This is a genomic window from Sphingopyxis sp. Q841, assembly GCF_052384365.1.
GTDB classification, from domain to species: domain Bacteria; phylum Pseudomonadota; class Alphaproteobacteria; order Sphingomonadales; family Sphingomonadaceae; genus Sphingopyxis; species Sphingopyxis terrae_A.
This window is the reverse complement of sequence record NZ_JBQSUM010000002.1, coordinates 863639-890422: the sequence shown is the minus strand read 5'-3', so window position 1 is coordinate 890422 and position 26784 is coordinate 863639. Positions and strand designations below refer to the sequence as shown.

Annotated in this window: 23 protein-coding genes; 10 read left to right on the top strand and 13 right to left on the bottom strand. The window is 66.1% G+C overall.

The window, feature by feature from the left end; genetic code table 11:
• Nucleotides 1–6: 6 nt before the first annotated feature.
• The 3 genes from ACT17R_RS14610 to ACT17R_RS14600 are packed head-to-tail and all read left to right on the top strand — an operon-like array spanning nt 7 to nt 2890.
• A complete protein-coding gene (locus tag ACT17R_RS14610; RefSeq protein ID WP_444809709.1) occupies nt 7–567 on the top strand; it encodes a CvpA family protein in 561 nt (186 codons plus the stop codon).
• A complete protein-coding gene (locus ACT17R_RS14605; protein ID WP_444809708.1) occupies nt 564–992 on the top strand; it encodes an iron-sulfur cluster assembly scaffold protein in 429 nt (142 codons plus the stop codon). The genes ACT17R_RS14610 and ACT17R_RS14605 overlap by 4 nt, the downstream gene beginning before the upstream one ends.
• Complete coding sequence (locus ACT17R_RS14600; RefSeq protein ID WP_444809707.1) at nt 989–2890, top strand: cation:proton antiporter domain-containing protein; 1902 nt, start codon at nt 989–991, stop codon at nt 2888–2890. The genes ACT17R_RS14605 and ACT17R_RS14600 overlap by 4 nt, the downstream gene beginning before the upstream one ends.
• Before the next feature lie 28 nt (nt 2891–2918).
• On the opposite strand, the gene aroB is transcribed toward ACT17R_RS14600, so the two are convergent.
• Together aroB and ACT17R_RS14590 are read right to left on the bottom strand one after the other, a co-directional pair.
• Complete coding sequence (aroB, locus tag ACT17R_RS14595; protein ID WP_444809706.1) at nt 2919–4022, bottom strand: 3-dehydroquinate synthase; 1104 nt, start codon at nt 4020–4022, stop codon at nt 2919–2921.
• Nucleotides 4019–4585, bottom strand: a complete 567-nt coding sequence (locus ACT17R_RS14590; protein WP_444809705.1) for a shikimate kinase — start codon at nt 4583–4585, stop codon at nt 4019–4021. The genes aroB and ACT17R_RS14590 overlap by 4 nt, the downstream gene beginning before the upstream one ends.
• Nucleotides 4586–4678: 93 nt before the next feature.
• Here ACT17R_RS14590 and ACT17R_RS14585 point away from each other — a divergent pair, with 93 nt between their 5' ends.
• The 5 genes from ACT17R_RS14585 to ACT17R_RS14565 all read left to right on the top strand — a co-directional run bounded on the left by ACT17R_RS14585 (nt 4679) and on the right by ACT17R_RS14565 (nt 10139).
• Nucleotides 4679–4846: a hypothetical protein gene (locus ACT17R_RS14585; RefSeq protein ID WP_288989316.1), complete on the top strand. Its 168-nt coding sequence runs from the start codon at nt 4679–4681 to the stop codon at nt 4844–4846.
• Nucleotides 4843–6663 (top strand): hypothetical protein, encoded by a 1821-nt coding sequence (locus ACT17R_RS14580; protein WP_444809704.1) that lies wholly within the window; start codon nt 4843–4845, stop codon nt 6661–6663. Before ACT17R_RS14585 ends, ACT17R_RS14580 begins: the two co-directional genes overlap by 4 nt.
• Nucleotides 6656–7567, top strand: coding sequence for a tyrosine recombinase (locus ACT17R_RS14575; RefSeq protein WP_062768955.1), 912 nt, complete (start codon nt 6656–6658; stop codon nt 7565–7567). The genes ACT17R_RS14580 and ACT17R_RS14575 overlap by 8 nt, the downstream gene beginning before the upstream one ends.
• A 9-nt stretch (nt 7568–7576) precedes the next feature.
• A complete protein-coding gene (locus ACT17R_RS14570) occupies nt 7577–8524 on the top strand; it encodes an acetyl-CoA carboxylase carboxyltransferase subunit alpha (protein ID WP_444809703.1) in 948 nt (315 codons plus the stop codon).
• A 118-nt stretch (nt 8525–8642) separates the two neighbouring features.
• Nucleotides 8643–10139 (top strand): M48 family metalloprotease, encoded by a 1497-nt coding sequence (locus ACT17R_RS14565; RefSeq protein ID WP_444809702.1) that lies wholly within the window; start codon nt 8643–8645, stop codon nt 10137–10139.
• A gap of 85 nt (nt 10140–10224) precedes the next feature.
• Here ACT17R_RS14565 and ACT17R_RS14560 read toward each other — a convergent pair whose 3' ends face one another.
• Nucleotides 10225–10398 (bottom strand): Flp family type IVb pilin, encoded by a 174-nt coding sequence (locus ACT17R_RS14560; protein ID WP_062901905.1) that lies wholly within the window; start codon nt 10396–10398, stop codon nt 10225–10227.
• A 136-nt stretch (nt 10399–10534) separates the two neighbouring features.
• Nucleotides 10535–10714: a Flp family type IVb pilin gene (locus tag ACT17R_RS14555; protein WP_062901906.1), complete on the bottom strand. Its 180-nt coding sequence runs from the start codon at nt 10712–10714 to the stop codon at nt 10535–10537.
• Between the two features lie 66 nt (nt 10715–10780).
• Between ACT17R_RS14555 and ACT17R_RS14550 the strand changes: the two genes are divergently transcribed.
• The gene (locus tag ACT17R_RS14550; RefSeq protein ID WP_444809701.1) at nt 10781–11209 is read left to right on the top strand and encodes a (deoxy)nucleoside triphosphate pyrophosphohydrolase; all 429 of its coding nucleotides are present in this window, start codon (nt 10781–10783) and stop codon (nt 11207–11209) included.
• Here ACT17R_RS14550 and ACT17R_RS14545 read toward each other — a convergent pair.
• The 9 genes from ACT17R_RS14545 to ACT17R_RS14505 form a co-directional block, all read right to left on the bottom strand.
• Nucleotides 11206–13206 carry a CapA family protein gene (locus tag ACT17R_RS14545; RefSeq protein WP_444809700.1) on the bottom strand — a complete coding sequence of 667 codons (2001 nt, stop codon included), beginning with the start codon at nt 13204–13206 and terminating at the stop codon, nt 11206–11208. The genes ACT17R_RS14550 and ACT17R_RS14545 overlap by 4 nt on opposite strands.
• A 9-nt stretch (nt 13207–13215) precedes the next feature.
• Nucleotides 13216–13638 (bottom strand): VOC family protein, encoded by a 423-nt coding sequence (locus tag ACT17R_RS14540; RefSeq protein ID WP_062901909.1) that lies wholly within the window; start codon nt 13636–13638, stop codon nt 13216–13218.
• Nucleotide 13639: 1 nt separating this feature from the next.
• Nucleotides 13640–14503 carry a dienelactone hydrolase family protein gene (locus ACT17R_RS14535; RefSeq protein ID WP_444809699.1) on the bottom strand — a complete coding sequence of 288 codons (864 nt, stop codon included), beginning with the start codon at nt 14501–14503 and terminating at the stop codon, nt 13640–13642.
• Between the two features lie 2 nt (nt 14504–14505).
• The gene (locus tag ACT17R_RS14530) at nt 14506–16212 is read right to left on the bottom strand and encodes a gamma-glutamyltransferase family protein (RefSeq protein WP_444809698.1); all 1707 of its coding nucleotides are present in this window, start codon (nt 16210–16212) and stop codon (nt 14506–14508) included.
• Nucleotides 16209–17927, bottom strand: coding sequence for a gamma-glutamyltransferase (gene ggt / locus ACT17R_RS14525; protein WP_444809697.1), 1719 nt, complete (start codon nt 17925–17927; stop codon nt 16209–16211). The genes ACT17R_RS14530 and ggt overlap by 4 nt, the downstream gene beginning before the upstream one ends.
• A 94-nt stretch (nt 17928–18021) precedes the next feature.
• Nucleotides 18022–21090 (bottom strand): TonB-dependent receptor domain-containing protein, encoded by a 3069-nt coding sequence (locus ACT17R_RS14520; RefSeq protein ID WP_444809696.1) that lies wholly within the window; start codon nt 21088–21090, stop codon nt 18022–18024.
• A 50-nt stretch (nt 21091–21140) separates the two neighbouring features.
• Complete coding sequence (locus ACT17R_RS14515; RefSeq protein ID WP_444809695.1) at nt 21141–22397, bottom strand: FAD-dependent oxidoreductase; 1257 nt, start codon at nt 22395–22397, stop codon at nt 21141–21143.
• 122 nt (nt 22398–22519) lie between these two features.
• On the bottom strand, nt 22520–23419 hold the full coding sequence (locus ACT17R_RS14510; RefSeq protein WP_444809694.1) for a LysR family transcriptional regulator: 900 nt from the start codon (nt 23417–23419) through the stop codon (nt 22520–22522).
• Between the two features lie 47 nt (nt 23420–23466).
• Nucleotides 23467–23811, bottom strand: a complete 345-nt coding sequence (locus ACT17R_RS14505) for a RidA family protein (RefSeq protein ID WP_003052835.1) — start codon at nt 23809–23811, stop codon at nt 23467–23469.
• Between the two features lie 358 nt (nt 23812–24169).
• Between ACT17R_RS14505 and ACT17R_RS14500 the strand changes: the two genes are divergently transcribed.
• Nucleotides 24170–26773 carry a TonB-dependent receptor gene (locus ACT17R_RS14500; RefSeq protein WP_058813232.1) on the top strand — a complete coding sequence of 868 codons (2604 nt, stop codon included), beginning with the start codon at nt 24170–24172 and terminating at the stop codon, nt 26771–26773.
• Nucleotides 26774–26784: the final 11 nt, after the last annotated feature.

Genomic DNA, 26784 nt, shown 5'->3' with positions numbered 1-26784 from the left:
CGGCAGATGGGAAGTCTGACGGCTCTGGATGTCATCGTGCTGACGCTGGTCGGTGGCGGCGCAGTGCTCGGTTTTTCGCGCGGGCTGGTGCAGGAGGTGACGACGCTGCTCGCCTGGGTGCTGGCGATCGCGGCGGTGCGCTTCTTTCATCCGGCAGTGACCGAGTTCGTGTCGCGTTGGGTCGGGACGGCGGGTGGTGCGGCGATGCTCGCCTTCGTTCTTCTCTTCGGTATCGTCTTCGGCCTCGCCAAATGGGGTTCGCGGGCGATGGGGCAGCGCAGCCGCGCCTCGATCGTCGGCGGTATCGACCGTGGGCTCGGCGCGGGTTTCGGGGCGGTGAAGGGTCTGTTGATCGCCGCGATCGGCTTCATGCTCGTCACGCTTCTCTATGACATCGGCTATGGCAATGCGCAGCGTCCCGAATGGATGGAGCAGAGCCGCACCTATCCCGCACTCAACGCGACGAGCGCCGCGCTGAGCAAGGTGATCGCCGAGCGGCGGGCCGAAGCGCGCGCCGCCGAAAGCACGACCGTGAAGCAGGACGCGCCCGACGCGGCGGCGAAATGAGCGCGCCGCTGTATAACCGCGACATATTGGCACTCGCAGTCGCCAATGCCGATTACCCGCCGCTGCCCGAGGCGCGCCATCATATCTCGGCGCGCGCGCCGCTGTGCGGCAGCGCGATCATCCTCGACCTCGACACCGACGAGCGCGGACGGGTGACGAAGGTCGGCTTGCACGTCGAAGCCTGCGCGCTGGGGCAGGCGTCGGCGGCGCTGGTCGCTCGCCACGCGCCCGGCCGCGCGCTCGATGACATTCGCGCTGCGCGCGCCGCCATCGCCGCCTGGTTCGCGGGCGAGGGCGCGATGCCCGACTGGCCCGGCTTCGACCTGCTTGCGCCGGCGCGCGACTATCCGGCGCGGCAGGGCGCTATACTGCTGCCTTTCGATGCCGCCATCGCCGCGCTTGAGGATGACGAGGTGACGGCATGACTTTGCTCCTCGCGGCAACGGCGCCGGCCGTCACCGAGGTGGCGGCGCGCACCCCGACCGATACGCTGTTGTTCGAAGGCGCGGTGCTGCTGGGCGTCGCGACGTTGTTCGTGTTGATCTTCCGCCGTTTGGGGCTCGGCGCGGTGCTTGGCTATCTGATCGCCGGCGCGCTCGTCGGGCCGCACGGTCTGGGTCTCGTCGGCGGCGGCGAGTCGAAGCTGCAGATCGCCGAGATCGGCATCGCCTTCCTCTTGTTCCTCGTCGGCCTCGAACTGCATCCGCGGCGGCTTTGGCAGCTTCGCCGTGCCATCTTCGGGCTCGGCCTGGCGCAGGTTGTCGTCACCGGACTGATCCTGACCGGGCTGATCTTCGTTACGCTGGGCTTCAGCCCCGCGGCGGCGCTCGCGCTCGGCCTGCCGCTCGCGCTGTCGTCGACGGCGCAGGTGCTGCCGAGCCTCAAAAGCTCGGGCCGGATCAACTCGCCCTTCGGCGAGAAGGCCTTTTCGATCCTGCTCTTTCAGGATCTGGCGATCGTCCCGATGATCACGATCATCGCCGCGCTGTCGCGGGCGCCCGCCGATCCGTCGGCGCCGCCGGGCGCGCTGCTGGCGCTTTATACGCTGCTTGCCATCGCGGGGCTGGTCCTCGCCGGCCGGTTCGTCGTCAATCCGCTGCTGCGCCTCGTCGCGCGCTATGGCGAGCGCGAGCTGTTCGTCGTCGTCGGCCTGCTCGTGGTGCTGGCGAGTTCGGCGCTGATGCACAGCCTGCATGTTTCGACCGCGCTGGGGGCTTTCGTCGCGGGCGTGATGCTCGCCGATTCGCCGTATCGCCACGAGATAGAGGCCGATGTCGAACCCTTCCGCCTGATCCTGCTCGGCCTGTTCTTCCTGGCCGTCGGCATGGTGCTCGACGTCAACGTGATCCTCGCCGATCCGCTGCGCGTCCTGCTGCTCGCGGCGGGTCTGGTCGCGGTCAAGGTGGTGGTGCTGACGCTGCTAGTGCGCGCGTTCGGCAAATCGTGGAAAACCGCGCTCGGCCTCGCGCTGTTGCTCAGCCAGGGCGGCGAATTCGGCTTCCTGCTCTTTACCCAGGCCGCCGACGCGCTGCTTATCGCGCCCGAGGCGGCGAGCCTGTTCAGCGCGGTGGTAACACTTTCGATGGTATCGACGCCTTTCCTGATGCTGTTCGCCCGCAACCTCGAATTCTCGCCCGATCGCGATGGCGACGAACTCGAAGGACCCGACGATGCGCCGCGCGGCTCGGCGCTCGTCATCGGCTATGGCCGCTTCGGCCAGATCGTCGCGCAGATGCTCCACGCCGTCGATTGTTCGGTCACGCTGATCGACAAGAAGCCGAGCCAGATCGAATTGTCCGGCCGGTTCGACACCAAGGTCTATTTCGGCGACGGGCTGCGGCTCGACCTGCTCCGCCGCGCGGGCGCGGAGGAGGCGCGGGTCATCATCTATTGCATCGACGACGCCACGGTTGATGCCGAAGTATTGCGTCCGATCGTGGAAGCCTTCCCGCAGGCCAAGATACTGACGCGCGTTTTCGACCGGCGCCAGTTGATGGCGATCGAGGGCGCGGGAACGGCAGGCGCGGTGCGCGAGGTTTTCGAAAGCTCGATCGCGTTGGGGCTCATGGCGCTCGAAAAGCTCGACGTCGATCCGCGCCAGATGGAAGATGTCGAGGCGGCGCTGCGCCAGCTCGACGCGACGCGCCTCGCCGCGCAGATGGACGAAGGCGACCTCGCGGCGGGCAAGGATCACCGTTTCAAGCCCGGCGGCGGCCGCGAGTCGGCAAGCGTGCTGGAAAAATTACGCCAGCGGCGTCAGGAGGCAAAGGCCGCCGCGCGCGACGAGGAAGCGATGCAGGCGGCCGACCCCGAGTCGGCGTGACGCGTCCGCGGGCAGCGGCGTCTGGCGCCTAAGCCGCCTGCGCGTCGAGAAAGTCCGCCACGCTGTCGAGTCCATATTCGTCGGTGACGAAACTCTGCCCGATGCCGCGCGTCAGGATGAGCGGCAGTTTGCCGCCGCGTACCTTCTTGTCATGCGCCATATGCGCGGCAAGCGCGGCGCCGCCGGTGTTGATGCCCGCGCTGGCCAGGCTGTGCGGCAGGTCGACGCTCGCCAGATGCGCGCGCACGCGTTCGGCATCGGCGGCGGAGCACAGGCCCTTCGCCGCCGAAAAACGATGCGCGAGGACCATGCCCGCCGCAACCGCTTCTCCGTGCAGCAGCCGCGCTGAATAGCCCGTTTCGGCCTCAAGCGCGTGGCCGAAGCTGTGGCCCAGATTGAGCAGCGCGCGGATATCCTGCGTCTCGCGTTCGTCAGCGGCGACGATCCGGGCCTTCGCCGCGACGCTGTGCGCGATGGCATAGGCGCGCGCGGCGGTATCGCCGGCCAGCAGCGCGGCGCCGTTCGCCTCACACCAGGCAAAGAAGTCCGCATCGTCGATCAGGCCATATTTGACGACTTCGGCATAGCCCGCACCGAGTTCGCGGCGGGGGAGGGTGGTCAGCGTCGCGGGGTCGATCACGACCAGCGCCGGCTGATGAAAGGCGCCGATCAGATTCTTGCCGGCAGGGACGTTGATCGCGGTCTTGCCGCCGACGCTGCTATCGACCTGCGCGAGTAGCGTCGTCGGCACCTGGATGAAGGCGCAGCCGCGCTTGACGATGCTGCACGCAAAACCGACGAGATCGCCGATCACGCCGCCACCGAGTGCGATCACATGATCGCTGCGTTCGACGCCTTCGCCGATCAGCCATTCGGTCAGCCGCGCCAGTCCCTCCCAGCTTTTCGTTGCTTCGCCTGCGGGCAGGACGAGCGAGGAAAACGAGATGCCCTCTGCACCCAGCGCGGCACCGACCTTGGCCAGATAGGCATCGGCGACATGGGTATCGGTGACGATCATCGTGCGCGGACGCTTCAGTAGCGGGGCGACATGCGCGCCCAATTCGTCGAGCAGTCCCTCGCCGATCAGGATCGGATAGCTGCGCGCGCCAAGTTCGACGGTCAGTCTGGTCATTGCGGTTTCCATTGCGACAGCGCCTCCAGGATCGCGCGCACCGTATGTTCGTGCGGATTGCTTGCCGAGCTGACGCGGATATGCGCTTCGGCATAAACGGGATTGCGGATCGCGGCGAGTTCGCGCAGCACCTCGCCGGGATCGCGGTCCTTGAGCAGCGGGCGATGGCTGCGGCGTCCGACGCGCTCGACCAGGGTCGCGACGTCGGCATCGAGCCAGATGCACAGGCTTTTGTCCAGGATCAGCGCGCGCGTCTCGTCGTTCATGAAGGCGCCGCCGCCGGTTGCAAGCACCAGCGGCCGGCCGGTGAGCAGGCGCGCGATCACGCGGCGTTCGCCATCGCGGAAATGCGCCTCGCCGAAGCGCGCGAAAATGTCGGATATCGTCATGCCGGCGGCGCGTTCGATCTCGTCGTCGGCGTCGGCGAAGCGCATGCCGAGGCGCTGCGCCAGGCGGCGGCCGATCGTCGATTTGCCCGATCCCATCAACCCGACGAGCACGATCGGCCGCGCGCGAATTGCGGGCGCGATGTCCGGGGCCGGGCTTTTCGGGTTTCGCGACATGGTGCGCGCGGCTATACCGCAGGAACCGCGCGGAACAATGATTTTGCTGCGCCGCGCAAATTTGGGTCGAGCCGGCACGGGTGGCACAGGATATTGCGCGCAACGCAAGGATCGGGAAAAGGGCGCTGGGTCGCCGGGATTTTCGCCCTGGCGCTGCTGCTGGCGTTCGGTCTGTTCCTCTATTGGCTCGGACGACCGATCGAGGCGAAGATGATTGAGGTGGACGTGACCGACAAGATTGCCGAAAGCGCGGCACGATGACAAAGAAAATGCTCGCGCTGACCCTTGGATTGTCGGGAACCGCACTCGCGGCTGCGCTCGTCCTTCCGGCGGTCGCGCAGGAATCGCTCTTGCCCGAAGGCTTTGGCAAGCCCGCCGACACGCCGGCACCGCGTCCAGCACCGACGCCATCGCCGACCCCGGCGCCCTCTTCGACCGCAGCGCCGAAGGGCGGACCCGCTGGTGCGACCACCCTTGCGCCGCCGACCGTCGCGACGCTCGACGGCGGCGACACCGACGCGGGCGATGAGGCCAGCGATGGCGAAGAAGGCACCTCCGGCCAGCTCAAATACGACCTGCCGCCCGGCGCGCGCCGGCTGTTGACGCGGGTCGGGCCGCTGACGCCCGAAACCGGCGGGATGGCGCCCGATGCCTTTGGTGTGCGCGGCCAATATGCGGCGGCGATCATGCGCAGCATGCGCGGTCAGGTCGCCTCGCGCTGGGGTCAGATATTGCTGCGCCGCGCGCTCGCGTCTGCGATCGACACGCCCGATACGATCAGCGGCGCCGACCTTGCCGCCGACCGCGCGGGGCTGCTTTTGCGGCTCGGCGAATCGACCACCGCGCGGATGATCGTGCAGTCGGTCGATTATGACCGCGCGACCCCGCGGCTCGTCGCGACCGCCCAGCAGACCTATCTGGCGAACGCCGATCCGTCGGGGCTTTGTCCTTATGTCCCCGCAGGGCTTGCCCATGGCGACGAACAAAGCTGGCGGCTCGCCGCGGCGATGTGCGCCGGGATGTCGGGCGAGGCCGGACCCGCGGGCTGGGCGATCGGCCGGGTACGGTCAAGCGGCAAGATCAGCAATTTTGACATTCTGCTCGCCGAACGTGTGCTCGGCGCAACGGGCGCCGGCCGCCGTTCGACAACGATCGAATGGGACAAGGTCGCGCGCCTGACGAGCTGGCGCTTTGGTCTGGCGACCGCGACGGGAATCGACATTCCGGCACCGCTGCGCGCCACGGAGGCCGGTTCGATCCGAAGCTGGACGGTACTCGCGCCGATGACGCCGATGGGCGACCGCATCGCTGCCGCTCCCTATGCCGCATCGCGCGGCGTGCTATCGAGCGAAGCCTATGTCTCGCTGCTCAGCGCCGCGTCGAGCGAGGAGGAGCCCCCTGAAGCGCTCGCGGCGCAGACCGATCTGCTGCGCAGCGCGTTCAGCGGCGCCAATGCCGCCGATCGCTATACCGCGATGGCGGAATATTGGTCCGCGGGCACCGGCGCGACGGCGCGCTATGCCGCGCTTGTCGCCACCGCGCGAGCCGCCGCCGCGCTGCCCACCGGCGCCGATGTCGGCGCCGATCCGTGGCAGTTGCTGGGATCGATGCTGACCGCGGGATATGACAATCGCGCGGTGCAATGGGTGTCGAAACTGTCGGTCGGCGGCCACGGGTGGGGCATCATGGCGGTCGGGTCGCCGCGCCCGCTGACCGGTGTCGGCGCCGGGTCGATCGGCAGCTTCGCCAGCGACGACGACAGCGCCGAAACCTTGCGGTCGAAATTCCTGCTCGCGGGTCTCGCGGGCCTCGGCCGCATCGACGCCGGGCAGGCGTCATCGGCGGCCAGCGATTTGGGGGTCGATCTGGGCAAGCAGACGCGATGGACGCGTGCGATTTCCGAAGCCGCCCAGCGGCGCGAACCCGGCATGGTTGCGCTGCTTGCCGCGGCCGGGATGCAGGGCGAATGGGACAAGATACCGCCCTATCACCTCTATCATATCGTCCGGGCGCTCCACGACGTCGGGCTCGACGCCGAAGCCCGGATGATCGCGGCCGAAGCGCTGGTGCGTGTCTGACGCGCGCCTGATCGACCGCTTTCTGGAGATGATGTCCGCCGAACGGGGGGCATCGCGAAACACCATCCTCGCTTATCGCCGCGACCTCGAACAGGCGGCAGAACTGGTGCGCGGTTCGCTCGGCGATGCCGACGCCGCCGCGCTGCGCGCATTGATGGCCGCATATCGGACGCTGGCGGCGAGCAGCGCCGCACGCAAATTGTCGGCGCTGCGGCAGTTCTTCGCGTTTCTGGAGGATGAGGGCGAGCGCACCGACAATCCGGCGCTCGACATCGCGCGTCCCGCCACGCGCCGTCCGCTGCCGCGCATTTTGTCGCACGATGATGTCGACCGGCTGTTCGCGCAGGCTAGCGAGGAGGCAGCGGGGGAGGCAGCGCCCGCGAACGCCATGCGCATGCTGCTGCTGCTCGAACTGCTCTACGGCTCCGGACTGCGCGCGAGCGAGCTGGTGTCGCTGCCGCGCCGTGCGGTTGCGGGCGAGCGGCAATTTCTGATCGTGCGCGGCAAGGGCGACAAGGAACGGCTGGTGCCGCTGTCCGACCGGGCGCGCGAAGCGCTCGATCGCTGGCTGCCGCTGCTCGCCGATGGAACACCCTGGCTGTTCCCGTCGGGCAAGGCGCATGTGTCGCGCATACGGCTGTTCCAGATGCTGCGCGAACTGGCGGCGCGCGCCGGGGTCGATCCCGCGGGGGTCAGTCCGCACGTCCTGCGCCACGCCTTCGCCACCCATCTGCTGGAGGGCGGGGCCGACCTGCGCGCGTTGCAGATGATGCTGGGCCATGCCGACATCGCGACGACCGAAATTTACACCCATGTCGATAGCCGGCGGCTGGTCGAGCTGGTCAACCGGCGCCATCCGCTGGCGCAGATGCGGGCCGTTGACGTTGCGGCGCCTTCGGCCTAGCGCTCCCCTATGACAGCCTTTCTCGATTTCGAAAAACAGGTCGCCGCGCTCGATCGCCAGATTGCCGAATTGCGTGAAATGGGGGACGATCCGTCGCTCAATATCGACGGCGATATTGCCCGGCTGGAGGACAAGTCCTCGAAGATGCTGCGCGATATCTATGCCAAGCTGACGCCCTGGCAAAAGACGCAGGTCGCGCGTCACCCCGACCGGCCGCATTTCAAACATTATGTCGCGGGTCTGTTCGACGACTGGATGCCGCTCGCGGGCGATCGCAACTTCGGCGACGATCAGGCGATTCTGGGCGGCCTCGCTCGCTTTCGCGGTCGGCGCGTGATGGTGATCGGGCATGAGAAGGGCGACGATATTCCGTCGCGCATGAAGCATAATTTCGGCATGGCGAAGCCCGAGGGCTATCGCAAGGCGATCCGCCTGATGCAGCTTGCCGATCGTTTCGGTTTGCCGGTGGTGACGCTGGTCGACACGTCGGGGGCCTTTCCCGGTATCCAGGCCGAAGAGCGCGGCCAGGCGGAAGCGATCGCGCGGTCGACCGAACAATGCCTTGCGCTCGGCGTGCCGATGGTCGCGGCGATCGTCGGCGAAGGCGGTTCGGGCGGCGCCATCGCGCTTGCCGCCGCTAACCGTGTCCTGATGTTCGAACATGCCGTCTATTCGGTGATCTCGCCCGAAGGCTGTGCGTCGATCCTGTGGCGCACCGCCGACAAGGCGCCCGACGCGGCAACCGCGATGAAGATGTCGGCGCAGGATCTGCTCGGGTTGAAGGTCATCGATCGTATCGTGACCGAGCCCGTCGGCGGCGCGCACCGGGTGCCCGAAGTTGCCATCCAGTCGCTCGGCGATGCGCTCGCGCAGGAACTCGACGGCTTGCAGGGCCAGTCGCGTGAGCGGCTGCGCACCGACCGCGAAGACAAGTTCCTTGCGATGGGGCGGGCCTGAACGGAACCGCCCGCGCCTGCTTCGCGTTCGACTCCCGACCGGCGGGCGTCCCATGACCGCTTGTCTTGATCCCGCGACGGGATAAGCCGGCGAGAACGGACCAAAGGGAGGCAAATCGATGACGAAACGGATCACGGCGCGGCTGGCGATGCTGCTGGCGGCAACGGCGCTGGTCGGTGGCGGGGTGGCCGAAGCACAGCTCAAGGCAATCCGCACTGCGACCAGCATTTCGCCCGCCGAGCGCAAGCAGGGCGATGAGGCGCATCCGCAGCTGCTCGCCGAATTCGGCGGTGCCTATGCCGGGCCGCAGGCCGCCTATGTGAACCGCATCGGTCAGAATATCGCCGTGCAGTCGGGCCTGTCGCGCAGCCCGAGCGACTTCACCGTGACGCTGCTCAATTCGCCGGTGAACAACGCCTTCGCGATCCCCGGTGGCTATGTTTACGTCACGCGCCAGTTGATGGCGCTGATGAACGACGAGGCCGAACTCGCCGGCGTGCTCGGCCACGAAGTCGGCCATGTCGCTGCGCAGCACAGCAAGAAGCGCCAGTCGGCGGCGACGCGCAACACCATCCTCGGCGTCCTCGCGTCGGTGCTCGGCGGCGCGATCGGCGACAATGGCGGGCTGCTCGGCGGGCTCGGCGGCCTGTTGCAGAATAATGCAATGCAGGTGGCGCAGCTTGCGACGCTGGGCTTTTCGCGCTCGCAGGAACTCGAGGCCGATCAACTCGGCGTCCAATATCTGAAGCGCGCGGGCTATGATCCGATGGCGCTGTCAACGATGCTGGCGAGCCTTGCGAACCAGACCAACCTCGAGGCGCGACTGTCGGGCGGCGACGCGCGATCATTGCCCGAATGGGCGAGCACCCATCCCGATCCGGCGTCGCGCGTGCGCAATGCGCAAACGCTCGCCTCGCGGGTGGGCACCGGCGGCGTGCGCAACGCCGACGCTTTCCTCGCGTCGGTTGATGGCGTGCTCTATGGCGACGACCCGGCGCAGGGCGTAGTCGAGGGCAGGGACTTTCTGCATCCCGACCTGCGTCTGCGCTTCACCGTCCCGAACGGCTTTGCAATGCAGAACGGCACCAGCGCGGTGTCGATCAGCGGCAACGGTGGGCAGGCGCAATTTTCGACCGCGGCGTATAGCGGTGACATGACCGCCTATATTGCCAATGTGTTCAAGGCGGTTGCGGGCGACGCCAAGATCACGCCCGGCACCGTTCAGCGCACGACGGTGAACGGCATCCCCGCCTATTTTTCGTCGGCGCGCGCCAATAGCCAGTCGGGACAGGTCGATGTGACCGTCTTTGCCTATGAATTTGCACCCAACAGCGCCTTTCACTTCGTGACCTTGGCCAAGGCCGGCGGGTCGGGCGTCTTCAACCCGATGTTCGTAAGCGTCCGGCGGTTGAGCGCAAGCGAGGCTGCTGCGATCCGGCCGCGACGCGTCGATGTGGTGACGGTGAAAAGCGGCGACAGCGTCGCGGCGCTGGCGAAGCGCATGGCCTACAGCAATTATCAATCGGAGCGGTTCCAGGTGCTCAACCGCCTGCCGGCCACGAGCCGGCTCGCTCCGGGGCAAAAGGTAAAGCTGGTCGTCTACGCCAATCGCTGACGATCCGACGCAAAAAAGGGCGGTGGCTTGGCCACCGCCCTTTCCTGTTTGATCTCCATCGCCGAAGCGGTGGATGTCGGCTCGATTAGGTGCCGGCGTTCTTCAGACCGCTGTCGACCTTTTCGAACGTGCCCTTGACGCTCGTGCCGACGTTGCCCATCACGGTGATGCCCGCGACGGCGATGAGAGCGGCGATCAGGCCGTATTCGATGGCGGTCGCAGCCTGATTGTTGCGAACGAGCTTCTTGAAGAATTTCATGTCTGGTCTCCTGACAAGTCACTTACCCTGTTGACGGTCTGGTCGTGGTCAACGGAGCAAGATTAGGATCAATTGGTTTTGAATTTCTTAATGCCGACGCGCCGAAATGCTGTTTCGGGAGTCCCGTTTCAGCACATCAGGCTCCATCCATCGCTGCGACGGATTTTTCCGACACGTTGGTCCACATCGCGTTGGTCGATTTGCCGACGGCGGTGATGGTGACGATCGCGGCCAGAAAGATCAGCGCAAGGATAAGGCCATATTCTACGGCTGTGGCGGCCCTGGTCGACCGCAGCAGCCCATGAAACTTGTTCATTGTTCCGCCCCTGACTGAAGTTATAGTTCCCGAGGATCGGGAAAGTGTCACAGGAAGGTTAACAATTTGGCCGCATCGCATGGCGGAAATACCGCGTCCGACAGCCTCGTGGTGGTCGCCGCGGCGCTGGTGGATCGCGACGGACGCTTGCTGGTTCAGCAGCGCCCCGAAGGCACGTCGATGGCGGGGTTGTGGGAGTTTCCCGGCGGCAAGCGCGAGGTCGGCGAAACGCCCGAGCAGGCGCTTGTTCGCGAGCTGGCGGAGGAACTGGCGATCGACGTCGATCATAGCTGCCTCGCGCCCGCCTGCTTTGCGAGCGACATGCTCGGCGATCGGCATCTGCTGCTGCTGCTCTATGTCTGCCGCAAATGGCGCGGTGCCCCGGTGGCACGGCATGCGACCGCGCTGCGCTGGGTGCGGCCGGTCGAGCTTTACGCGCTCGATATGCCGCCTGCCGACAAGCCGCTTATCGGCCTCCTCGAAGCGCTGATCTAGCGGCTATAGGAGCGGCCGGGCGCCGGCAGTTCGCCGTTTGCCGGTTCGTCCCATGCGACGAAGGCGATATCGTCGATCTGGACCGGCTTTCCATCGATTTGCAGCAGCGGACGCAGGGGCAGTTCCTCGTCACCGGGCGCAAGGTCGACGTCGAAGCGGAAATCGGTCCATGCGCCGCCGGTCAGCGCGGCCGTGCCGATCGGCTGCCGCGGTGCGCTTTCGATCGCCTTGGTCATGCCGCTGCCCTTCGGTTGCAACTGGACGAACGCCGCTAGCGTCGCGGCGCTATCGCTGCGCGCGCGGCCGACCAGCGTGTAGCGGCGCGCATTCCCGTTGCGGAAGAAGGTCGTCGGCGCGACGGTGGCCGATGACGCCGCCGCGTCGGGACGCAGCGCGAGCGCATGTCCGCCGCCAAAGCCGCCGGCGACGAAATCGATGCTGCCATTCTCGCTTGTCCAGCTCCGGTCGGTGGCGTCGTCGTACCGCGCTGCCTCGAAATCGCCGCGCAGGATCAGGTCGCCGCCGGTCATTGCGCCGGTGGCGGCGGCGCATGGAGCGGCCGGGTCGAGCGCATAGCGGTAGGCGATGACCCCGGAAATCGACGTCGCGGCGCATTCGCGCGGCGGCGCGGGCTGCCGCTGCGGGTTGATTACGCCATGTCCGCCGGACAGGGCAATCCGCGTACCGCGCTCTGCCGACAGGTGGATGATGCGGTGAAGCGCTGCTTGGCGGATCGCGCCCGTCGCCGGAACGGGACGATAGTCGAGGAGCTGGATCGGCAGAATTTCGACGCGAAACAAGGTGCCGCCGTCCATCCAGACTTTCAGCGCAAAGGTCGCCTGCGTTTCGGGGAAATATTGGTCGAAGACGAAATTGCCGAGCGAATAGGCGATCAGCCGCCCCTTATAGAGTTCGAGCCCGTGCGAAACATGCGGGTGATGCGATACGACCAGCACCGCGCCCTTGTCGATCGCCAGCTTCATCCGCCGCTCGCTGATGTCGGTGGGGCGGTCGCTATATTCGCTGCTGCCGTGGTACTGGACGATGGGAATGCGCCCGGCTGCGACTTCGCAGGTGACGGCGGTCTCGATATTCTCGTCGCTGCCGAAGGCGGCCCCGCCCTTGGCGCTTTCGGCGACCTGATTGGGTTCGACGCGTCCCTTCCAGCCGACGAAACCGAGCATCGCATAGGGTTGTCCGCCAACCTCGATCCGGGCAGCCTTCAGTGCTTCCGCTTCGTTTCGGCCGGCACCCGACCAGGGGAGTTCCGCCTTGTCGAGCGCCGCCAGTGTCGAGGCAAGGCCCGGTTCGACATAGTCGTAGACATGATTGTTGCCGAGCGTGACATAATCGATCCCGGCATCGGCGAGCACCTGCGCCGCATCGCGGTGGGTATAGAAGACCACCGTCTTGTCGGGTGCGTCGCCCAGATCCTCGGCTGCGAGCACCGTTTCAAGATTGACCGAGGCAAGGTCGGCGCCTGCGAAATAAGGACGCATCGGCGCGAGCAGCCGCGCCATGTCGGCGGCGCGGGTCGCGGGATGGATCAAGGTGCGCTCGCCCCAGATCGGCTTTTCATAGCGGCGCGCCATCATGACATCGCCGCCGAAGAAAAATTCGACACGGCCCGGCGCGCGCGCCACGACTTCGACTTGCGGCAGCACGCGCTTGCCGTCCTTCGTGCCCAGTTCGGCGGCGGCGAAAGCGAAATCGGCATCGAAGATCGCCGGGCCACGCAGGCTGATCCGATAATCGGCGGCGTCGGGCAGCGATGCCGCGAGGCTGCCGTCGCGCGCAATCGGTACCGGCTGGCCATTGATGCGCGCTTCTATCGCCTGGACATCGACCGTGCCCCCGACGACCGCGACCGTTCCGTCGATGCCGCGGATCGACGCGGGCGCTTCGGCGGCTGCAGCGAGAGGTGCGGTGAGCGGCACGCCCGCGGCGAGCGCGGCGGCGGCGCCCAAATGTCCCCAGAAACGCATCGGTCGCGCCATCACAAATCCTTATTTGGCGAAGAGTTGGTCGAGATCGGCAAAGGCCTTGAACTCGAGGGCATTGCCCGCCGGATCATGGAAGAACATCGTCGACTGTTCGCCCGGCTGGCCGGGAAAGCGCGTGTGCGGTTCGATGACGAAGCGGACGCCCTGATCCTGGAGCCGCGCCGCGAGCGCGCGCCATTCGTCGGGCGGCAGGACGACGCCGAAATGCGGGACCGGCACATCATGGCCGTCGACCGGATTATGGCCCGCCACCGCATCGCGCTGCGCGACCCGGTGCGCGACGATCTGGTGCCCATAGAGGTTGAAGTCGATCCAGTCGCTGTCGCTGCGCCCCTCGGGGCAACCGAGGACGGTGCCATAGAAATGCCGCGCCGCGTCGAGATCATCGACGGGAAAGGCAAAATGAAAGGGCGTAAGCTGAGCCATATCACTCATCCTTCAAATTTTTCGCCAGAAAGGCGAGGACGTCGCTTTCCGTCGCCGACTTGGCTGCGGCATTGGCGGCAACCGACTGACGCGATTCGGTGGGGGTGTCATAGCCGTGCGTCGCGCCCTTGAAACTGGTCAGCGTGATGTCGCCGCCCTTGTCGCGGCTGCGCGCGACCAGCTTTTCGCAGGAAGCGGGCGACACCTCCTCGTCGGCGGTGCCGATGAAGACGCGCACCGGCGCGTAGGGGCGATAGCCCTGCTTGTCGAAACGGCGCTTGAGCCCGCAGCCGGGGTAAAGCGCGATGCCGACGCGAAAGCCGATCCTGCGCATGTCGCCCGGCTTGTCGTCGGCCATGGCGGCGAGCGTCGCGCTCGCGCCGTTCGACCAGCCGAGGAGCGCGACGCGCGTACCCGCCACATCGGCGCGCTGCTGAAGATAGCGCAGGGCGCCATAGGCGTGGAGGGGGCGGTAGGTTACCTCGTTCACTTCGGCGGGGCGATCCTTGTAGGTGCCGGCCCGGAAGCCCGTCGGATAACCGAGCGGGCCGAAGTCATCGACCATCAGCGCCACATAGCCGCTACGCGCGAGCAGGCGCCCCCATGCCCGATGCCGCGATGCGAGGGTCGCCGCATCATATTTCCCCTTGGCAAGCGACGAATAGGCGCCGGCGCGTCCGTGCATCATCACGACGGCGGGCGATTGCGCGGGGGCATTGTCCGCCTTGAAGACATAACCCTTGATCATCGTCTTGCCGTCGCGGCTGGGGAATTCGACCGCCTCGACCGACACGCGCTGCGCAGCCGCGGGAACGGCGAGGGTCATGCTGGCGGCAAGCGCCGCGAGCGGGATGAAACGCATCATCGTCATTTCCTTTCGAGCGTGATCGTTCGCGCGACGCCGTCGCGGCGCGGGTCGGCGGCGCCATCGAAGCGGCCATCCCAGATCATGACGCCGTGGAGTCCCGAATCCTCACCCGATCCGGCACGGACTTCGACGCCGCGCCGCGCCATTTCGGCGCGCATTGCGGGCGGAAAGCGGCTTTCCTCACCCGCGAAGGTTGCGCCGCGCGCGACCAGATTGGGGAGCGCGACCGCCTTTTGCAGCGGTAGTCCCCAATCGATTACGCCGACCAGCGCCTTCGATACATAGGCGAGGATCGCGTTGCCGCCCGGCGACCCGATCGCGCCGGCAAGGCTAAGGTCACGGTGCAATATCACGAGCGGGGTCATCGAAGACCGCGGCCGCTTGCCCGGCGCGATGGCATTGGGACCAGTGGGGACGAACGAAAAGTCGGTCATCTGGTTGTTCAGGAAAAAGCCGTCGACCATGCGCCCCGACCCGAAATAGCTTTCGACCGTGGTGGTCATCGACACCGCATTGCCGTCGCCGTCGATGATCACGAAGTGCGAGGTGCCCGGGACTTCATCGGTGGCGTCCGCCGCCGCGACGATTGCACCGGGCGGGGTTCCGGCAGACGGCGGCGGCCCGGCCCGGTCCTTGATGAGCGCGGCGCGGGCAGCGACATAGGCGGGATCGAGCAGCCCCTTGACCGGGACGTTCGGCACATCGCCGACATAGGCGTCGCGGTCGGCATACATCAGCCGGCTCGCTTCGGCATATTCGACCCAGGCGACCGCGTCGTCGGGGCCGCGCGCCGCGATATCGCTATGTTCGATCATCGCCATAAGCTGCAGCAAGCCCACCCCGCTCGACGGCGGCGGCGGCGCGCAGAGCAGATAGACGCGATAGCCATTGCACAGCGCCTGCCGGACCACGGGGCGATAGCCGGCAAGATCGGCTGCGGTCATGCTGCCCGGCAAGGCGCCATCGTGCAGACGCGCGACAATGCGCGCGGCAGTGGCGCCGCGATAGAGGGCGTCGGCGCCCTCGGCGGCAAGGCGCTGGACGAAGGCGGCATAGGCGGGATTGCGCAGCGTGTCGCCGGCGCGAACCTTGCCGCCATGTCCGTCGCTGAAATACCGCACCACATCGGGCGCGCTCGCCTGCGGATAGGGGCCATGAACGAAGCGTTCGAGGCGAGCGGTGACGGTGAAGCCTTCGCGTGCCGTCCGCTCGGCACTGCCGAAGAGGTCGCGCCAAGCCAGTTTTCCGCGGTCGTGCTGCGCCATTGCCAGCATCGCCACCGCGCCCGGCACCCCCGTCGCGCGGCCGCTGAGCACCGCGGTCCGGAAGGGCAGCGGTTTGCCGTCCGCATCGAGGAACATGTCCGAGGTCGCACCGGCGGGTGCGGTTTCGCGCCCGTCATAGACGGTGACGCCGCGTGTGGCGGCGTCATAATAGACCATGAAGGCCCCGCCACCGAGCCCCGAGCTTTGCGGTTCGACCAGCCCGAGCATCGCCTGGACTGCGACGGCTGCGTCGACGGCGTTGCCGCCGCGACGCAGCACGTCGAGTCCCGCTTCGACCGCGAGTGGATGCGCGGCCGCGACGAACGCCTGTTCGTCGGCGGAAGAGGGAGCGGGCGGTGGAGCGACCGTTTGCGGCGGCGCGACCGGCGCGCAGGCCGCGAGCAGGCCGGCGGCGAGCAGGATCAGGCGGCGGCGCATCATGGTTCCACTGCCAGCGCGCCGGGGCGCCGCGGATCGGCGGCGCCGAGGAACAGGCCCTTGTCGATCATGATCGATTGTTCGCTGCCCATTGTCTCATCGCTGGTGATCGGATGGCCCATCGCCTTCAGCGCGGCGACGGTGTCCGGGTTGAAATTGGGTTCGACGCGCAGCGTGTCGCTCGCACCCTGATAGATGCGCGGTTGGTGCGTCGCTTCGGCGATGTTCATGCCATGATCGATGACGTTGACGAGAACCTGCACGACCGAGGTGATGATCGTGCTGCCGCCGGGGGTTCCGGTGACGATCCACGGCTTGCCGTCCTTCATCACGATCGTCGGCATCTGCGTCGACAACATTCGCTTGCCCGGCTCCATTGCGTTGAGCGGTGGCGGTGTGCCGGTTCGCTGTGCCTCCCAGGCCTGTTCGTGGCTGAAATTGTTCATCTCGTTGTTGAGGAGGATGCCCGTTCCCGCGATCATTACCCCCGATCCGAAGTCCGAACCGAGCGTGAAGGTCGTCGAGACGACATTGCCGTCCTTGTCGGCGACCGAGAAATGCGTCGTCGAGGGGCTTTCGTAGCGGAGCGGGTCGCCGAAAGGCATGGCGTCGATCGGCTTGGCGCGCGCAGGGTCGATCAGTTTCGCGCGCTCGGCGGCATAGGCTTTCGAAATGAAACCGCCGACCGGCGCGGTGACGAAGGCGGGATCGCCCAGCGCGCGGTAGCGGTCAACATAGCCGAGCTTCATCGCCTCGGCCATCACATGCAGCGACGCCGCCGAATTGGCGCCCATCGCCTTGATGTCGAAATGTTCGAGCTGGTTGAGGATATTGAGCAGCGTTGCCCCGCCCGCGCTCGACGGCGGCGCGGTGTAGATGGTGTAACCGCGGTAGCTGCCGACCAGCGGGGCGCGCTCCTGCGGGCGATAGGCGGCGAGGTCGTCGAGCGTGATAAGCCCGCCATGCGCCTTCATGTCGGCGGCGATCCGGCGCGCGACTTCGCCCTTGTAAAAGCCGTCGGCGCCATGCTGCGCGATCTCGCCCAGCGTCCAGGCGAGGTCGGGGCGCTTCATAACCTCGTCCTTTTGATACAGACTGCCGTCGGGCTTGTAGAAGGCGGCCTTGCCCGCCGCGCTCTTCGACAGCCGCTCCTTGCCCCAGCTGAAAACGAAAGCCTCGTCGGCGCTCAGCCGCACGCCGTCGGCGGCCAGCGCGATGGCGGGAGCGACAATCTTGTCCCACGACAGCTTGCCCCATTTGCGATGGGCATAGTCGAAACCCGCGACCGTTCCCGGCACCGCGGGCGCCAGATAGCCGTAGCTGGTGACCGCGCGCTCCTTGCCGCGATTGTCGACGAACATGGCGGGGGTCGCGGCGCGTGGGGCGACCGAGCGGAAATCGATCACGCGCACCTCGCCCGAGGCGGCGTCGTAGACGCTCATATAGCCGTCGCCGCCGATATTGCCCGCGCGCGGCAGCGTAACCGACAGGGCGAAGCCGACCGCGATCGCGGCATCGACGGCATTGCCGCCTTCGCGCAGGATCTTCGCGCCGACCTCGCTGGCGATGGCGTTCTGGCTGACCACCATGCCGCGCGTCCCCACCGTCGGCGAATGGATCGACGGATATTCGAGGAGGTGGCGGCTCTGCGCGACGAGCGGCGCCGGAAGCGTCAGCGTCAGCGCGAGCGAAGCGGCGATCAGGCGGCGGAAGATCATCGGCGGACCCTTTTCTTATTCTCTGACGGCCGGTCGGGAAGACGGCGCGGGAGGGGGAGCCCCCACGCCGCCTGTCCCGGCGACCCGGCGGCGGTCAGAAACGCTTGCTGATCGAAGCGTAGAACTGACGGCCGCGGTTGCTGTACAAATCGCCGATATAGCCGAAGCTCTGATCGGCGAGCGGCGCGAGCTCGTTGAACAGGTTGCGCACCCCGATGCGGAAGCGCGTATCCTTGAGCGGGCCCTTCTCGGCCTCATATTGCACATAAACGCTGTGCGACATGTAATCCTTGACGCGGAACAGCGTCCCGTCGGCCAGCGCCGCCGAGGTGTCGTTCACCGGTCCGACATAGCTGCCGTACCAGCCCGCGCCCCAGCCCTTGTAGCGCCAGGTCAGGCTGGCCGATCCGCGCCACTTCGGACGGCCATTCTGTTCGACGAGGCTTTCGGCGCCCGAGATGATGATTGTCGGATCAATGTCGCCCGACGTCTGGGCATCGAGCAGCATCTGCTGCATGTCGCCCGGCACCTGATAGAATTCGAGCAGGCGCGCCGCGTTGACGCGCAGGCTGATGTCTCCGATGCCGGTGTTGCGCACCTGATAATAGAGGCCGAAGTCGATACCGCGGACGCGGCGCGGGCTGAGGTTGGTGTAATTGTCGATCACCTGGATCACGTCGCCGACTGGCGCGATGCCGGTGCCGTCGAAGTCGTCGACATCGGCGGGGGTCGGGTCGGCCCGCTGAACATTGGGGTTCGACGAACCCTGCAAACGGAGCAAATAGTCGAGGATGAGTGCATTGGAGTCGCCAAACAGGCCGATCACTTGCTTTTGCCGGATTTCCCAATAGTCGGTGGTCAGCGTCAAACGACCCGCCGCGCCGAAATTCATCTGGAAAGTTCCGCCGACCGACAGGTTTTGAGCCGTTTCGGGTTTCAGCTCCTTGCTGCCCGACCGGTTGCTGACGATGCCCTGTGCCTGACCGCACTCGTCGAAATTGGCGATGCGCGCCGCGCGCAGGTCTGCCTCGCAGCGGATCCAGTCGGTGCGCGTGTTTGACCGCTGGATACCATTTTCGAACAATTGCGGCAGGTTCGGCGCGCGGAAGCTTTCGGACCAGCTGCCGCGCAGCTGGAAGTTGCGCACCGGATACCAGGACAAGGCGATCTTCGGCTTCGCAACCGATCCGAAGCCCTGATAGGATTCGGCGCGGCCCGCAAGTTGCAGGTCGAGTGCATGGACCAGCGGCACATTCATCTCGGGCGAGACCAGCGGCACCGCAAATTCGAGGAAGGCCGACAGCACATCGCGCGACCCGCTGCTGTCGGGGGTCGGGCTCGCGCCCATCGCGTCGCTGCCGTTCGACGAGCCGTCGGGCGCGACATAGAAGATCGTGCCGTCGAGCCGGTCGTCGCGATCGTCCGCAAAGGTTTCGTGACGGAATTCGACGCCGGTCGCCATCCCGACCCGGCCGCCCGGCAGTTCGAACAGGTCGTTCTTGCTGAGCTTGAAGTCGGCGAGGTAAAGCTCGGTCGTGCTGATGCGGCCGATATCGACCATGAAGCTGTCGATCACCTCCTGCGGATTGGGCGAGGAATCGAGCGTGCCGGGATTGAGCGGATCGCCGCCGTTGAACGGGTTATAGGCGGTCGCATCGGTACGGCTCAGCGCTTCTTCGAACAGCGTCATCGAAATCGTGTGCATGCTGTCCTTGGTCCGGGCGCGCGAGTAAAGCGCCGCGGTGTCGAAATCGAAGCCGAGCAGCTTGCCGCGCAGCCCGCCGAGGAAGCGGGTGGTGTCGTTCTTGACGTTGACGATCGTCGGGCCAGCATCGACGGGGCGATAGTCGATCAGTTCGATCGGCACCCCGGCATCGGACACGCCGGTCAGACCCGGAATCCGGTTCGGGCTGCCGACCGGACCGAAGGGGTTCCAATAGCCGTTGGCGGGGATGATGAGCCGCTGGCTCGACAGGTTGGTTTCGGTATCGCGGTAGGCGCGATAATCCGAATGATACCAGCCTGCCTCGGCGTAGAATTCCAGCCCCGAATCAAATTCATGATTCAGGAAGCCGAACAGGTTGAAGCGATTGTTGCGTCCCAGGATCGTGCGCAGATAGTTGGTGTCGTACCGCAGATTTTCGTCGCTCGAGACGGTCGAGAGCGAGCTGTTGTCCCAGCAGGTGCCGGCATATTGGGTCGGTGCGATGCAGCCGTCGTTGGTGTCGGGCTGGACATGGAAGATGCCGCTGGTGGTCAGCGCGACGCCGTCGATGCGCGCCGTCGTGGTCGAGGGGGCGTAGCTGTTCGTCAGACGCTGGAATTCGCCCCAGATCGTATCGACCGATGTGTTGCGGAAATCGGTATCGCCCTCGAACGCCGTCCCGACGAGCAGCGGCCGCAGATCCGACGAGCGCGAGTTGTAGCGTTCGCGCGCATAAAGCGGGTCGCGGTGGTTGAACGACCCGAACAGCGAAATGTTGGTGCGGCCGTCATTGAACGTGTGGCCCGCTTCGAACGACAGTTCATATTCGCGCTGGTCGCTGTCATCGGTCAGGCTATATTCGCCGGTGACGCGCAGCCCCTTGAAATTGTCCTTGAGCACGGTGTTGATGACGCCGGCAACCGCATCCGATCCATAGATGGCGGCGGCGCCGTCGAGCAGAACCTCGACGCGGCGGACCCCCGTCACCGGGATGGTGTTGGTGTTGACGCTTTGCACCGGCACCAGATTTTCGGACTGGGTGCCGGGGTGCAGCACCATGCGGCGCCCGTTGAGGAGGACGAGCGTGTTGCCCGTGCCCAGCGCGCGCAGGTTGATCGACGCGACGTCGCCGCGCGCGTCGTTGATGCCGCCGGCCTCGCGGCTTTCGTTGAAGGCGACATCGCCCGCCTGCGGAATGGCGCGGAACAGATCGTCACCGCTCGTCGCGGCAATGGCGTCGATATCCTGTTCGTTGAGCAACGTCAGCGGCAGCGCCCCGGCGACGTCGGCGCCCTTGATCTGTGATCCGGTGACGACGATCGCTTCGCCCGAATCCTGTTCGATATCCTCGGCGATTTGCGGTTCGGGTTCGGCGCGGTCCTGCGCCATGGCGGCGGTTGCACTGGCGAGCAGCGAAATGCCGCCCATCAGGCTGATGAATTTTTGACCCCTGTTCATGCTATTGGCCCTTCCCTGAGATTTGGCAGATAAGCGATTGTATTTTTGTATTAATCCTCTCGATCGATAAGCGCGGCGACGCGCGCGGCCGACCCGGCGGCATAGGTCCAGCCCAAGGCCCCATGTCCCGTGTTTGCGATCACCCCCGGCGCGATCGGCCGCGTGATCGGCAGCGAATCGGGGGTCATGGGCCGCAGCCCCGCCCAGCTCGATTCGATCGCGTCATAGGTCGCCGCTTCGGGCAGCGCGGCGCGGGCGCTGGCGATCAACGTGGCGAGCCGCCGCGGATCGACCGCGGCGTCGCGCTGCGCCAAGTCGGCGAGGCCGGCAATCCGCATGCGATTGCCCAGCCGGGCGAAAACGACGCGGTTCGCAGCGTCGGTGATGCTGACCGTCGGCGCCGCGTCGCCCGGCGCGGCGGTGATCGAATAGCCCTTCATCGGCACGATCGGCAGGCGGACGCCGAAACTCTGCGCCAGCGCGAGCGATCCCGTGCCTGAACATAATAGGATCCGGTCGGCGGCGAACCGCCGACCGTCCCGCGCGACGATCGCGGGGCGCCGCGCGTCGGGCTCGATCGCGGCAATGTCGGTGCGGAACCAGCTCGCGCTTCGTCCATGCGCCGCCAAGGCAGCCCGTGCGCCGTTGCAGAAGCGATAGGGGTCGCCCACTTCCTCGCCGCGGTCGAACACCGCGCCGGCGATTTCCGGCCGGATCGCGCCCAGCGCGGGTTCGATCGCCACCGCTTGGCTGGCGTCGATCAGGCTTTGCCGAGCACCATGTTCGGCCTTCATCGCGGCGACACGCGCGGCCGCCGCAAAGCTTTTGGCGCTGCGATAGAGGATGAGCTTGCCGGGGGCGCTGCGCGCGAATTCGATGCCGTGCCGCTGCGTCAGCTGATCGAGCGCCGCGCGCGATTCGATGGCGAGCATCATGCCGGCCAGCGTGTTGCGGCGGAACCGCCCCGCCGAGGCGTTGCGCAGAAAGGCGATACCCCAGCGCAGGAAATCGGGATCGAGCGACGGTGAGAGGCGAAAGGCCGGATCGAGTCCCATCAGCAGCCGTGGCAATTGCGCGACGGTCGACGGGCTCGCGAATGCGTCGGTATAGGCGTAGCTCAACTGCGCGCCATTGGCGAAGGAGGTGCCGAGGCCCGGGCCCTCGGCCGCGTCGACGAGCGTGACCCGGTGCCCGCGGTCGGAAAGGGTCAGCGCGGTCGCCATGCCGACGACGCCGGCGCCGATCACGATCAGCTCCTGCGGCCGCCTTGTCTGCGGCGGTTCGTCCAGTCCGAACGTGGCCCGCATCGATCAACCCGATCCCCCTGTGGCAGGGCGAAAGGGAAAATTTCGCCGCCTGCTCTCGGGGCAGAATATCGAAGGGTCACGCCGCGCAAATATGCAATATTTGTGACATCCATAGCCAAAGGCTATGGGTGGTCGGCACGGATCCCCTCGAGCGTGTCTTCGAGCGTGCGCAGGAACTGGCGCGCGATCTTCGACGGCGGCCGGTCCTCCAGCGTGACGTAGGAGACGGTGAACCCCAGTGGCGGGTCGGTCGGTAGCCAGCGATAGCCGGGCGATTGCCAGGCGCGCGCGGTGAATTCGTCGATCACCGTGACGCCGCCCTCGAGCTGGGCCAGACGCGCCGCGATGAAGAAGGTCTGGACCGACACCGATTCGCGATAGGTAATGCCGCGATCGCGCGCCGCGCGGGTGAGGACGTCGCCGATCGGCCCCGTTGCCGCCACGCCAATGACGTCGCGATCGGCCAGCTGGTCGAGTGCAAGGCGCGGGCCGGCATCGGCGAAGGCGCCGTCGGGGAAGAAGACGACCAGCTCGCCTTCCGCCAGCAGCGAGCGCGTCAGGCGCGGATGGCGCGGCGGCGTATAGGCGATCGCGATATCGGTTTCGCGCTCGATCAGCGATTGCACCAGATCGTCATGATGATGCGTATGCACCTCGAAGGTCACGCGCGGCCATTCGCGGCGGAACTGGGCCATCGCCTGCGGTACGACGTCGAGCGCCAGGCTGGGCACGATGCCGAGCCGGATATGCCCGCCGCCCGCTTGCGACAGATTGCGCGCGGTATGCTGGAGCGAGGTGATGCGGTCGAAAATATCGCCCGCCTCGTGCATGAGCGCATGCGCCTCGTCGGTCGGGACGAGGCGGCCGCGGGCGAGCTGGAACAGCGCAAAGCCCAGGCCGTCCTCGGCGTGACGCAGCGTCTTCGATACCGAAGGCTGCGACACGCCAAGCGCGCGCGCGGCGGCGCTGATCGACCCGTGCGTATAGACGGCGTGAAAGACTTCGATCTGGCGAAAGCGCATGCCGCGACTGTACTCCCGCAAAAGCTGGGGTCCAGTGCCCTTTACGCTCATGCGCGCTGCGCGATCGCCTCGACCTCGATGAGGGCACCGTCGGCGAGCAGTGCCGAGACCACCGTGGAGCGCGCGGGGAAGGGCGCGCCGAAATGGCGGCGATAGGCCGCGTTGAACGCGGCGCCGAACCGCGCGTCGGTCAGCCAAGCCGTCACCTTGACGACATCGGCGGCGGTGCAGCCTTCGGCGGCGAGCACGGCGATCAGATTGGCGAGCGCCTGCTCGGCCTGCGCTTCGATTCCTCCGGCGACGATCTTGCCGTCGTCGCCGCGCGCGAGCTGTCCGGATGTGAAAACGAGCGACCCAGCGCAGCGGGCAGGGGAAAGCGGCGGTCCCGACATGATGATCCTCTCCTGTTTGGTTGCGACAGGTTCCTAGGCGCAGACCATTGAGCAAAATATCGCCGATCGGCGGGTGATCCATAGCTATGGGTTATGGCGTGCAACTTTCGGCGGGAGCGCGGCGCCGATGGCGCAACCGGAAGATTTTGCTGGCGGCTTGTCCGGTCTCGCGAGCGCCCAAACGGTCGCCGTAGCGTAAACTGTTGCTTTTTGGTCACGAATTTCGGGAAAATCCGCCATTGTCACCGCGATGGCGTTGACGCGGCCCGCCGCCGTATTACAGCGACCAGTCACCGCCAGTGCATCCCCTCCTTAGGCCCGATGGGTCACCTCTGGCGGTATGGAGAGAGAGACTATAATGACTTTGCGCAACATTTTGTTGGGCGCCACGATGCTGTGCGCCGCGACCACCCCCGCCATCGCTTTCGCTCAGGACACCGCTGAGGCGCCCGCAAGCGACACCGACTATGGCAATGACATCATCGTCACCGCGACCAAGCGCTCGCAGACGCTTCAGGATACGCCGATCGCCGTTTCGGTGACCTCGGCCGCCGATATCCAGAACGCGCAGATCCGCGACCTTATCGACCTGCAGTCGGCGGTCCCCAGCCTTCGCGTGTCGCAGCTCCAGTCGAGCGCGAACACCAACTTCATCATCCGCGGCTTCGGCAACGGCGCGAACAATCCGGGCATCGAGCCCTCGGTCGGCGTCTTCATCGATGGCGTCTATCGTTCGCGTTCGGCCGCCCAGATCGGCGACCTTCCGAATGTCGAGCGCATTGAAGTGCTGCGCGGTCCGCAGTCGACTTTGTTCGGCAAGAATGCGTCGGCGGGCGTAATCAGCATCGTCACGCAGAAGCCGCAGTATGAATTCGGCGGTTCGGTCGAGGCGAGCTACGGCAATTACGACGCCTTCGTCATCAAGGGCGACATCACCGGCCCGATTAGCGACAAGATCGCCTTCTCGCTCGGGGGCAACTACAACCGCCGCGACGGCTATGCCCGTGACGTCAACCTCGACACCGACGTCAACGATCGCAACCGCTGGGGCGTGCGCGGCCAGCTGCTGTTCGAACCGACCGAGGCGCTGACGATCCGCCTGATCGGCGATTATGACAAGATCGACGAGAATTGCTGCATCGCCGGCAACGTCATCGCCGGCCCGACGGTCGCGATCACCAATGCCCTCGCGGGCGGCCCCAGCGTCGATGCGAACAATCCCTTCTCGTATCGCGTCTACAACAACTTCCTGTCGTCGAACCTGATCAAGAATTACGGTGGTTCGGGCCAGATCGACTATGATCTCGGCAACATGTCGCTGACCTCGATCAGCGCCTATCGCGAGGTTCGCTCCAACACCAACCAGGATTCGGACTTCACCAGCGCCGACCTGATCGGTCAGAAGTCGGACGATACCGCGATCAACACCTTCACGCAGGAACTGCGTCTGGCCTCGGATTTCGACGGTCCGATCAACTTCCTGATCGGCGGCTATTATTTCAACGAGAAGATCAAGCAGCACAGCCAGATCTATTTCGGCGACGATTTCCGCGCCTATGGCAACGCGCTGATCCAGGCGGCAAGCGGCGGGGCGCTGAGCGTTCCGGTGCTTGAAGGTACGCTTGGCACGCTCGAAGGCGACCCGGCCAAATATGTGGGCACCTTCTTCCGCGCCGGTGACGGCATGGACGAATATTACGGCATGAAAAACACGGCTTGGTCGATCTTCGGCACGGTGGATTTCGACGTGACCGATCGCCTGACGCTGACCCTCGGTGGCAACTACACCAAGGACAAGAAGCGCTTCACGACCGACGTGACGAGCACTGACGTCTTTTCGGGCATCAACCTCGATGCGCCGGCCTATGCGCCGTTCCGCAACCAGCTGATCCTCGGCGGCGCGCTGCAACAGGCGGGCGTCAATCCGAACGATCCGGCGGCGGTCCTCGCATTTGCGACCAACCCCGCAACTGCGGCGACCTTCCAGCAGTTCCAGGCCTTCGCGACCGCGAACCAGAACAACCCGGCGGCGAACCCGCTGAACCCGCTGAAGGCGTTCCAGTTCCTGCCGCCCTTCCTGAACGTTCCGAACAGCGTCGAGCCCGGCAAGACCAACGACGGCGACTTCAGCTACAGCGCGCGTCTGGCCTATAAGCTGACCGACACGGTCAACGTCTATGCGACCTATGCGACGGGCTTCAAGGCAAGCTCGGTCAACCTGTCGCGCGACAGCCGTCCGCTCGCCAGCGACCTGCCGGCGATCATCGCAGGCGGTCTCGGCACCGCGAACCTGGTGTCGGGCACCCGCTTTGCGGCGCCCGAGGAATCGACGGTGTACGAAGCCGGGCTGAAGGCGCAGTGGTCGGTCGCGGCCTTGAACCTTGCGGTGTTCAAGCAATCGATCAAGGGCTTCCAGTCGAACGTCTTCACGGGCACCGGCTTCGCGCTCGCCAACGCGGGCAAGCAGTCGACCTGGGGTCTCGAATTCGACGGTTCGGTCCGTCCGGTGCAGGGGCTGAACCTGTCGCTGGCGGTGACTTGGCTCGATCCGAAGTACGACAGCTTCGTCGCCTCGGCGTTCGGCGACCTGTCGGGCAAGAAGCCCGCGGGCATCCCCGATCTGTCGGTTTCGATGGGCGGTACCTATACCTATGAATTCGCGGGCGGGACGAAGGCGATCGCGCACGTCGACTATCAGTATGAAAGCCCGACGCAGATCGTCGACGGCCTGTCGGGCTTCCCCGCCAGCGTCGCGCAGAATCTGAAGCGTGAAGTCAACCAGCTCAACGCGTCGTTCACCGTCGCGCTGACCAACGGCTTCGAACTGGGCGTGTGGGGCCGCAACCTGACCAATGCGCAATATCTGACGACGATCTTCAACGCCGTCGCGCAGGCGGGCAGCGTGTCGGGCTATCCCAGCCAGCCGCGCACCTATGGCGTCACCGGCCGCTTCAAATTCTGATCGGTCCCGGC

Bases quoted from the DNA above. Each gene is read 5' to 3' on its own strand.
- ACT17R_RS14610 (WP_444809709.1), top strand. From the start codon at position 7: ATGGGAAGTCTGACGGCTCTGGATGTCATCGTGCTGACGCTGGTCGGT.
- ACT17R_RS14605 (WP_444809708.1), top strand. From the start codon at position 564: ATGAGCGCGCCGCTGTATAACCGCGACATATTGGCACTCGCAGTCGCC.
- ACT17R_RS14600 (WP_444809707.1), top strand. From the start codon at position 989: ATGACTTTGCTCCTCGCGGCAACGGCGCCGGCCGTCACCGAGGTGGCG.
- aroB (WP_444809706.1), bottom strand. From the start codon at position 4,022: ATGACCAGACTGACCGTCGAACTTGGCGCGCGCAGCTATCCGATCCTG.
- ACT17R_RS14590 (WP_444809705.1), bottom strand. From the start codon at position 4,585: ATGTCGCGAAACCCGAAAAGCCCGGCCCCGGACATCGCGCCCGCAATT.
- ACT17R_RS14580 (WP_444809704.1), top strand. From the start codon at position 4,843: ATGACAAAGAAAATGCTCGCGCTGACCCTTGGATTGTCGGGAACCGCA.
- ACT17R_RS14570 (WP_444809703.1), top strand. From the start codon at position 7,577: ATGACAGCCTTTCTCGATTTCGAAAAACAGGTCGCCGCGCTCGATCGC.
- ACT17R_RS14565 (WP_444809702.1), top strand. From the start codon at position 8,643: ATGACGAAACGGATCACGGCGCGGCTGGCGATGCTGCTGGCGGCAACG.
- ACT17R_RS14560 (WP_062901905.1), bottom strand. From the start codon at position 10,398: ATGAAATTCTTCAAGAAGCTCGTTCGCAACAATCAGGCTGCGACCGCC.
- ACT17R_RS14555 (WP_062901906.1), bottom strand. From the start codon at position 10,714: ATGAACAAGTTTCATGGGCTGCTGCGGTCGACCAGGGCCGCCACAGCC.
- ACT17R_RS14545 (WP_444809700.1), bottom strand. From the start codon at position 13,206: ATGGCGCGACCGATGCGTTTCTGGGGACATTTGGGCGCCGCCGCCGCG.
- ACT17R_RS14540 (WP_062901909.1), bottom strand. From the start codon at position 13,638: ATGGCTCAGCTTACGCCCTTTCATTTTGCCTTTCCCGTCGATGATCTC.
- ACT17R_RS14535 (WP_444809699.1), bottom strand. From the start codon at position 14,503: ATGATGCGTTTCATCCCGCTCGCGGCGCTTGCCGCCAGCATGACCCTC.
- ACT17R_RS14530 (WP_444809698.1), bottom strand. From the start codon at position 16,212: ATGATGCGCCGCCGCCTGATCCTGCTCGCCGCCGGCCTGCTCGCGGCC.
- ggt (WP_444809697.1), bottom strand. From the start codon at position 17,927: ATGATCTTCCGCCGCCTGATCGCCGCTTCGCTCGCGCTGACGCTGACG.
- ACT17R_RS14520 (WP_444809696.1), bottom strand. From the start codon at position 21,090: ATGAACAGGGGTCAAAAATTCATCAGCCTGATGGGCGGCATTTCGCTG.
- ACT17R_RS14515 (WP_444809695.1), bottom strand. From the start codon at position 22,397: ATGCGGGCCACGTTCGGACTGGACGAACCGCCGCAGACAAGGCGGCCG.
- ACT17R_RS14510 (WP_444809694.1), bottom strand. From the start codon at position 23,419: ATGCGCTTTCGCCAGATCGAAGTCTTTCACGCCGTCTATACGCACGGG.
- ACT17R_RS14505 (WP_003052835.1), bottom strand. From the start codon at position 23,811: ATGTCGGGACCGCCGCTTTCCCCTGCCCGCTGCGCTGGGTCGCTCGTT.
- ACT17R_RS14500 (WP_058813232.1), top strand. From the start codon at position 24,170: ATGACTTTGCGCAACATTTTGTTGGGCGCCACGATGCTGTGCGCCGCG.